The following is a 7,583-nucleotide window of genomic DNA, read 5'->3' as shown; positions in this document are numbered from 1 at the left end:
CTGCCCGGCCCGTTCGACACCGATCGTCTGCGCAAGACGGTGCAGGCCGCCGCCGAGCGCCAAGGTCGGCCCGCCGAATCGGTGTGGGACCAGCGGCGGCTCGGCGTGCCGGCGCAGCGCTACGGCACCGCCGACGAATTCGGCGCGGCCTGTGCGTTTCTCTGCAGCGCGCACACCGGCTTCATCACCGGGCAGAACTGGCTGCTCGACGGTGGGCTGTACCCCGGCACCTATTGACGCAGGTCAGCGGCAGGGCGGCGTACGAGTCGCCAAGCCCACACGCACATGCCGGCCGGGATCAGCGTCGCGAGGATGAAGTCAGGCTCGCTCAGCAGCCGCGGCCCTTCGAGCGCCAGCCGCGCCGCATGCACGACCACCAGCAGCGCGAACACAGCCCCCGTCGTGATCACATAGGCTCGCATGGCTTGCTCCTCGGCCAACCCGTGGCGGTGATTGTGCGCCGCGCGATCAGCGGTCGATGGCGTAGGGCCGGTAAGCGTAGTACTTCGGCGTGCCTTCGAGGCGCACATGCAGCCAAGCCACGCCCCCGCCGGCGGTGCTGATCCACATCGGCGCGTCAGACAACTGAGCCAAAGCCGTGGCCGCGACGCACTGCCACAGCGCATGCAACTGCAGCTCGGGCGCGGTGCGGACGAACGCGGCGATGTGCGGATAGGCACAGTCGGCATCGAGTTGCCGCGGCACCACCAGCGTGGCCGTGCGGCCCAGGTTCGCCACCGGCAACACCAGCGGCGCCGCGCCAGCCTTGGCGAAATGCTCTGCAAACACCTGCGGCTCGGGCTTCACCTGCAGGTAAGGGTCGTTCACCAGCACGAACTCGAACGGCCGATCGACGGTGCGCTGAGTGATGGGCGGCGTTTCCCAGCGGAACGATGGGAACTCGGCCTCGGCAAGCAGGCGGCTCAGGTACAGCCTGAACGCCGCATCGCCGGCCAGCAATTCGAGCGCGCGGCGGTAGCTCAGCGCTTGATCGTCCAGGCTCAGTGTGTACTGGGCGGTACGGCCTGGGACGATCTCGTCGCGGTGATGGCAAAAACGATGCATGGGGGCTGACCAGGTGATTGAAGCCACGCCCTCAATGTAGCGAAGCAGGCGCTCGGTGCGCGTGTCAGCACCGGGAACGGCAATTGCTGCTCGCTCGAGGATTGAGGGCTTGCTGCCGCTGTTGATTCTGAGGCCGTGCGGCAAGCGACCCTGACCCAGGGAGTCGGCCGCCGTGAACCGTCGGCCGTGACACGCATACCAACCGACGCAAAACATGCGGCAATCAGCGAGATCGTCCTTCGGTCGCATCTGCTGTTTTCTGCTGGTCGCTTGGCTGGCGGTCACCACTGCCGCGCGTGCAGAGAGCACATGGTCCGCGCGTGCCGACCCGGCCTTCCGCCAGGTCGTGTCGGGCACCCTCTCATTCGTGACGATGGGCCAGGACGCTACCGGCTTCATCTGGCTCGGCACGCAAAGTGGCCTGCTTCGGTGGGACGGCTACAAGCTGCGCAGCTACCTGAGCGATGTCTCCGTCCCGGGCACGCTGCCCGACAGCTTCATCCAGTCGCTGTATACCGATCAGGCCGGCCGTTTCTGGGTTGGCACCAGCGCCGGCGGACTGGTCCGCTATGACGCTGAGCAAGACCGCTTCGTCTCGCCGCTGGCCAAGGATGCGGCGTTGTCGCGCCACAGTGTGTTCGCGATGGTGGACGATGGCCCGCACGGCCTGTGGGTTGCCACCGGTGGTGGCCTGGACCATCTGGACATCCAGACTGGGGTGGTGCAGCGGCATGCGAGTTTCGCGGGCCCCCAAGGGCTGCCTGATCGCCCAGCGCATGCCGTTGTTGCCGATGCCGCCGGGGTGCTGTGGGTGGGCACCGACCGCGGCCTGTTCCGGCGCACGTCAGAGAAAGACCGCTTCGAGCCGGTGGCCCTGGCAACGGCCGAGAGCGCGCCACCGGATGTTCGCAAGCTGCTGCTGGACAGCGACGGCCGGTTGTGGGTGGGCACCCGATCGTCCGGTATCTTCGTCGTCGAAAAAGGYGCCGTCGAAGCCGTGGCGCTGAGGGTGCGCGTCAAGGAACCGCTGGACCACGACACCGACGTCGTGTTCGCGCTGATGCAGGCGGGGCCCCACGAGGTCTGGATCGGCACCGAGAGCGGCGGCATCCTGAGGGTCGACACCCAGCAGTGGGCAGCACGGCGAGAAAAGCACATCGACGGCGTGGCGTCGAGCCTGCGCGACAACGACATCTACGCGTTGCTGCGTGACCGCCGCGGGATGGTGTGGGTGGGCTCGGACAGCGCCTTCAGCGTGCACGACCCGCGGCAAGAAGCGGTGATGAACTGGATGCCGAGCGGCCGAGGTGGCATCAGCCACATGAACGTGCCCTGCGTGCTGGCGCTGCCCGACGGACGGGTGTGGCTGGCCACCGGCGATGGCGGCGTGGACATCGTCGACCCCGTGCGAGGCAAGATCGGGCGACTGTCGCCCGACGCGCAGTCGCCGCGCACAGCCTTGCCGCCGGGGCGGGTGCTGTCCATGTCGCAGGCACCTTCGGGCGAGATCTACCTGGGGACCCAGCATGGCCTGTATCGCGCCGACGCATCAGGCACCGCGGTGCGCCGCCTCGAGGCGCTCGGCCGCTCGGCGGTGCAGGCGGTCTGGGCGATGGCGTGGCAGGAAGGCCGCCTGTGGATCGGCGGTTCCGACGGGCTCTGGGTGACCGAGCCGCAGTCCACCACGACGGCGCTCACGCCCTTGCTTCGCGAAGACGGCAATCGGCTGCCCGACCACCGCATCAGTGCCCTTCTTCCCGGGCCCGACGGAACGATGTGGGTAGGCACCCGGTCAGGCCTCGCGCGGTTGCAGCCGCGCGACATGTCGGTGTCGCGCCTGCCGCCAGAACAGGTCGGCCGCATCGGCGTGCCCGGTGGCTTCATTTCTTCGCTGGTCTACGACCGCCAAGGCAGGCTGTGGATCGGGGCGTTCGGCGCGGGGGTCCGGGTGGTGACCTGGACGACTGGCAACGCCGAGCCCGCCATCCGCCGCATCTCGGCCGCCGAGGGCCTGCCGCACAACGGCGTCAACATGGTGCTGATCGATCATGCGGGCGTGGCGTGGGCCAGCACGGACAAGGGCCTCGCTCGCATCGACGGGCAGACGCTGCAGGCGCATGCCATTGGCGCGGAGCAAGGCCTGGGGATCCAGATGTACTGGACCAACTCGGGCGCGGTGACGGCGGATGGCGAAGTGCTCTTCGGCGGCATGGGCGGCCTGGCGATCGTGGACCCGTCGCGTCCGATGACCGAGTCGTCGTACGTGGCGCCGGTGGTTGTCACGGAACTGCGGGTCGGCGATGAACGGCCGGTCATGAGCTACCCGCTGGTCCGCGCGCCGTCGCAGCCGCTGGCCATCAGCCCTGCGCGGCGCAGCGTTCTGGTGGAGTTTGCGGCGCTCGACTTCGCGGCGCCGGAGCGCAACCGCTACGAGCACCGCTTGCGCGGCATCGACGACGAGTGGCGGGCTATCGATGCGAGCCGGCGCGTGGCGATGTACACCAACCTGCCAGTCGGACGGCACACGCTGGAGCTTCGTGCGGCCGGGCCGTCGGGCCCTTGGTCGCCGACTTTGCAGATACCGCTGGACGTCGAACCTGCCTGGCACGAGACCGCATGGTTCAAGGGTGYGCTGGCCGTGATCGTCTGTGCCACCTTGGCCGCGCTCGTTCATACCAGGACGATGTACCTGCGGCGGCGCCAGCTGGTCTTGCGGGCACTGGTCGACGAGCGTACGCAGCAACTGCTCGAGAGCCAGCGGCAACTCGAAAAGATCGCCTACTTCGATGGCCTGACCGGGCTGGCCAACCGCCGGCTTTTCAACGATGAACTGCGCAGGCTGCTGGCCCAATCGCAGCGCACCGGCACGGCGTTCGCCCTGCTGCTGATCGACCTCGACCATTTCAAGCAGGTCAACGACACGCAAGGCCACGACGCGGGCGATGCCTTGCTGGTGGCCGTGGCGCTGCGTTTGCAGGCCGCCGTTCGAGAGACCGATCGCGTGGCCCGTTTGGGGGGCGACGAGTTTGCGGTGCTGTTGCACAACCTGGACGACGACGCCGATGTGGCCACCGTTTGCGAGCGCATCTTTGCCGCATTCGCCCAGCCCGTCGAACACAACGCTCAGCGCCTGAAGCCCCAAGGCAGCATCGGCGCCGCGCTGTGCCCCCGCCATGGCCAGGCGCCGGAAGCCTTGTACAAGGCCGCTGACATGGCGCTCTATGCGGCCAAGCGCGCGGGGCGCAATCGCTGGCAGATGTACGCCGGCACCAAGATCGACATGCCGGCGCAGACGGCGTCGCTGTGATTTTTGCGATTGTCGATTTCGCGCCGACCCGATCGTCGTGAGAATAGGCGCCGCTGTGCGCGGCCCTGTCACTTCCAACCGAAAGGATTCACCATGGCTACAGGCACCGTTCGTCTTCACCGCGTCCTCCGCTCCAAACCCGAGCGCATCTACCGTGCGTTCCTGGATGCCGACGCGATGGCCAAGTGGCTGCCGCCCTACGGCTTCACCTGCAAGGTTCACCACATGGACGCCCGCGTTGGTGGGACCTACAAGATGTCGTTCGCAAACTTCTCGAGCGGGAACAGCCATGCGTTCGGCGGCGAGTACCGCGAGCTGGTGCCGAACCAGCGGATCCAGTACACCGATGCTTTCGACGACCCCAACCTGCCCGGTGAAATGCGCACCACGATCGACTTGCGGCAGGTCGCATGCGGCACCGAGTTGACCATCGTCCAAGAGGGTCTGCCGGCAGCCATCCCGGTCGAGATGTGCTACCTGGGCTGGCAGGAATCCCTGGAGCAACTGGCCAAGCTCGTCGAGCCGGAAATCCCGGGATGACCGAAGCGATCAAGGACTTCGTGGGCCCCGGCTCGCGGCAGCGGGCGATAACGACGGCATGACGAGCGGGAACCTGATTGCGATCGCCGCAGTGCTGGTTCTCGCCGGCCCGGTGCTGCTGGGCCTCGCCGGATGGGCTCGCACAAGAGATGAGACCGGCGCCCGCCCGCGCTCCTCCGCGTCTTCGGGCTGGAGGCTGACGCTGTTGTCGGCGCTGGTCTACACGCTCGCCTTCAACCTGACCTTCCTCATTCAGGAGTTGTTCCTGGTGCTGCCCAAGGCGCTGACGCCCGGGCTGCGGCCGACCCTCTTCCACAACAACCACATCTGGGAGGGGAAACACCCGCTGGCTGGTCTGTTCCAGGGCACGGGGGTCTTGGCGACCCTGCTGTCCGCTGTCATTTGCGCGCTGTTCTTGCGGCGCTACCGCGGCAGCTCGGCCGCCGTTCGCCTGTTTCTTTTCTGGATGGCCTACAGCGGGCTGTTCATGGCGCTGCCGCAGTTCGTCATCGGTGCCATCAGCCCACAAAGCGATGTGGGCATGGCCATGGTCTATCTCGGGTTGAGCGCCACGCTCAAGACCACCATGGCCATGGCGGCGCTCGCGGCCATCCCGCTGATCGCCCTTCGAATGACGCGCCCGCTGCTTGAGTTGGCCGAAGAGGGCGACCTCGTGGACACGGCCAAGGAGCGATGCCTCCTTATCTTCAGAGTCGCATCGCTGCCGGCGCTGATCGCCATGCCCATGATCATCGCGTTCCGTGTTCCACGCGAGTGGATCGAGGTGGCTGCGGTGCCGGCCGTGGTCACCGTGATCGGCGTGTCGTGGATCCAGGCGGGTGCCGCATGGCGCCTAGGTGCTGTGGGTACCGATCGTGCAGCCGCTGTTAGATCGATCGCTTGGCCGCTCGGGGCTGTCTTGTGTCTGCTGCTGATCTTCCAGCTGTTGCTGAGGCCAGGCGTTCGCTTCTATTGACCGATCGCCGRTCGCCGTGGCTGAGGTCCTAGGCGCATCAACCGTTCAAACCGCGTTCAAGCGCCGCATGTCCTCGACCGCTTCGGGCGACAGCCACAACACGGTGTTCAGGTAGCTTTCGATGCGCGACACGATCGATTCGCGAGGGCCGTTGCGCCAGGTGTCCGAGCCATAGAACGCCCCTTGCTGGGCTTCGAGGTCAGCCAGGTCGGCGTAGGCGCGGACCAGAAAGTAGGTGTCGGGCTCGTGGGCCGACGGGCCGTGGGCGACGACGTCCATCGCGCTGCGCAGCATCGGCATCACGGTGTTGAGCACTGCGTCGTGGAAGGCGGCGGCTTCGCCGGCCTTGAGCTTGTAGGAGCGGATTTCGATCAGGCGTTTCATGGCGTCTTGTACTGGTGAGTCCTCATGGGTTGGCGCGCTGGCCCTTCGCAAGCGCACGCAACCATGATGCGCGCCGATAGCTGACAGGCGACGGCAAGTATTTCGGTGACGGTCATCGCCATCGCTCAGCGGTCAAGAAGGCGACGCTTAAAAAGCGCGCCTCTTGCACCCCCTCAGAACGACGAGCCCGGCGTCTGCAGGAAAGCCAGCTCCTCGGGCGTGCTGCTGCGGCCGAGGATGGCATTGCGATGCGGGAAACGGCCGAAGCGGCGGATGATCTCGCGGTGCTTTTCGGCGTAGTCGACAAAGCCTTCGAAGGTCGCGCGCTCGGTCGCGCTGGCCTCGTCGCGCAAGCCTTGCATCAGCAGCACGCAACGGTCCTGGTGGTCAAGCGACTCCGAGTGTTCCAGTGGCATGTAGGCGAACTGGCGCTGGATCGGCAGCATCCCGGCGAAGGCATTCTTCTGCAGGCCTTCGAGGCACCAGACGCGGGCCAGCGGATCGAGCGCAAAGGATTCGGGGGTGCCGCGTGCGGTGTTGCGGGTGAACTGGTCGCACAGCAGGATCAACGCCAGCCGGCCTTCGGGCGTGGCGTCCCAACCGTCGAGCCCGCCGGCGCCGGCCAGGGCGATCAGCGGGCCGAAGCGTGCGCGCATATCGGCATCGACCGCCGGCTGCTTGGACCACCACAGCCGCGCGCAGTCCGGGCTGGTGGCCGCGCGTTCGGGCTGTTCGCCGAACCAGAAGGCCAGCACGCTGGCCGCCGTCTCGCTGTTGTTGCCCGAGTGGAGCGCCGTGCTCACTTGCCCGCCTTGGCCGAGGCCACCACGTCGCGGAAGAACTCGTAGACGCCGCTGTCGCTCATCTTGCGCGCATTCGCCAGCTCGCCACCCTTGGTGGTGTAGAGCAGGTCCTGCTTGGGCGACAGGATGGCGGCGGCCGGGATGCCTTTCTTGATCGCGTTGCCGTAGCGCTCGGCGATGTCCAGGTGGCGATCGAAGTTGCCGACATCCACCTTGACGACGACGAACTCCTTGGCCATCAGCTCGGCATTGGCCGGCGCCTTCAGCGAGGTGTCCAGCGCGCGGCAGTCGGCGCACCAGTTGGCGCCGAAGATCACCAGCACCGGCCGCTGTGACTTGGCGGCGGTCTCGAACGCGCGTTGCACGTCCTTTTGCGCATCGGCGCTTTCGTCATATGGACCGGTGGCGGCGGTGGCCCAGGTGGTGGCCAGCGTGGCGGCCAGCAACAGCAAACGGCGTTTCATCAGCATCGTCTTCTCGCAAAAGGTGAAGGAGGTGGTGAAGGGAA

General features: G+C 66.9%; 9 protein-coding genes. 4 read left to right on the top strand and 5 right to left on the bottom strand.

The features are described from left to right. Window positions 1–237: SDR family oxidoreductase (locus AC1DYI_RS21725; protein ID WP_477206213.1), on the top strand; the 237-nt coding region annotated here is incomplete at its 5' end. Here the strand turns inward: AC1DYI_RS21725 and AC1DYI_RS21720 are convergent. After that, a complete protein-coding gene (locus AC1DYI_RS21720; RefSeq protein WP_477206212.1) occupies window positions 231–422 on the bottom strand; it encodes a hypothetical protein in 192 nt (63 codons plus the stop codon). The two genes, AC1DYI_RS21725 and AC1DYI_RS21720, sit on opposite strands and share 7 nt — an antisense overlap. Before the next feature lie 46 nt (window positions 423–468). Then, on the bottom strand, window positions 469–1,065 hold the full coding sequence (locus AC1DYI_RS21715; RefSeq protein ID WP_477206211.1) for a DUF6940 family protein: 597 nt from the start codon (window positions 1,063–1,065) through the stop codon (window positions 469–471). A gap of 373 nt (window positions 1,066–1,438) precedes the next feature. Between AC1DYI_RS21715 and AC1DYI_RS21710 the strand changes: the two genes are divergently transcribed. The 3 genes from AC1DYI_RS21710 (at window position 1,439) to AC1DYI_RS21700 (ending at window position 5,888) form a co-directional block, all read left to right on the top strand. Next, a complete protein-coding gene (locus AC1DYI_RS21710; RefSeq protein ID WP_477206210.1) occupies window positions 1,439–4,372 on the top strand; it encodes a diguanylate cyclase domain-containing protein in 2,934 nt (977 codons plus the stop codon). A 93-nt stretch (window positions 4,373–4,465) separates the two neighbouring features. Beyond that, window positions 4,466–4,912 carry an SRPBCC family protein gene (locus tag AC1DYI_RS21705; RefSeq protein ID WP_477206209.1) on the top strand — a complete coding sequence of 149 codons (447 nt, stop codon included), beginning with the start codon at window positions 4,466–4,468 and terminating at the stop codon, window positions 4,910–4,912. 91 nt (window positions 4,913–5,003) lie between these two features. Continuing rightward, window positions 5,004–5,888: a hypothetical protein gene (locus tag AC1DYI_RS21700; protein ID WP_477206208.1), complete on the top strand. Its 885-nt coding sequence runs from the start codon at window positions 5,004–5,006 to the stop codon at window positions 5,886–5,888. A 45-nt stretch (window positions 5,889–5,933) separates the two neighbouring features. Here AC1DYI_RS21700 and AC1DYI_RS21695 read toward each other — a convergent pair whose 3' ends face one another. The 3 genes from AC1DYI_RS21695 to AC1DYI_RS21685 form a co-directional block, all read right to left on the bottom strand. Then, complete coding sequence (locus AC1DYI_RS21695) at window positions 5,934–6,272, bottom strand: NIPSNAP family protein (RefSeq protein ID WP_477206207.1); 339 nt, start codon at window positions 6,270–6,272, stop codon at window positions 5,934–5,936. Window positions 6,273–6,445: 173 nt separating this feature from the next. Next, on the bottom strand, window positions 6,446–7,075 hold the full coding sequence (locus AC1DYI_RS21690) for a DUF924 family protein (protein ID WP_477206206.1): 630 nt from the start codon (window positions 7,073–7,075) through the stop codon (window positions 6,446–6,448). After that, window positions 7,072–7,583 (bottom strand): thioredoxin family protein (locus AC1DYI_RS21685; RefSeq protein ID WP_477206205.1); only part of this gene is annotated, 512 nt, incomplete at its 5' end. The genes AC1DYI_RS21685 and AC1DYI_RS21690, both read right to left, overlap by 4 nt.

This window comes from Ideonella sp. P3_A4 (assembly GCF_056403075.1).
This window is presented reverse-complemented; position numbering and strand designations above follow the sequence as displayed.

Excerpts from the sequence above, each read along its gene's own strand:
- AC1DYI_RS21720 (WP_477206212.1), bottom strand. The coding sequence starts at position 422 with ATGCGAGCCTATGTGATCACGACGGGGGCTGTGTTCGCGCTGCTGGTG.
- AC1DYI_RS21715 (WP_477206211.1), bottom strand. The coding sequence starts at position 1,065 with ATGCATCGTTTTTGCCATCACCGCGACGAGATCGTCCCAGGCCGTACC.
- AC1DYI_RS21705 (WP_477206209.1), top strand. The coding sequence starts at position 4,466 with ATGGCTACAGGCACCGTTCGTCTTCACCGCGTCCTCCGCTCCAAACCC.
- AC1DYI_RS21695 (WP_477206207.1), bottom strand. The coding sequence starts at position 6,272 with ATGAAACGCCTGATCGAAATCCGCTCCTACAAGCTCAAGGCCGGCGAA.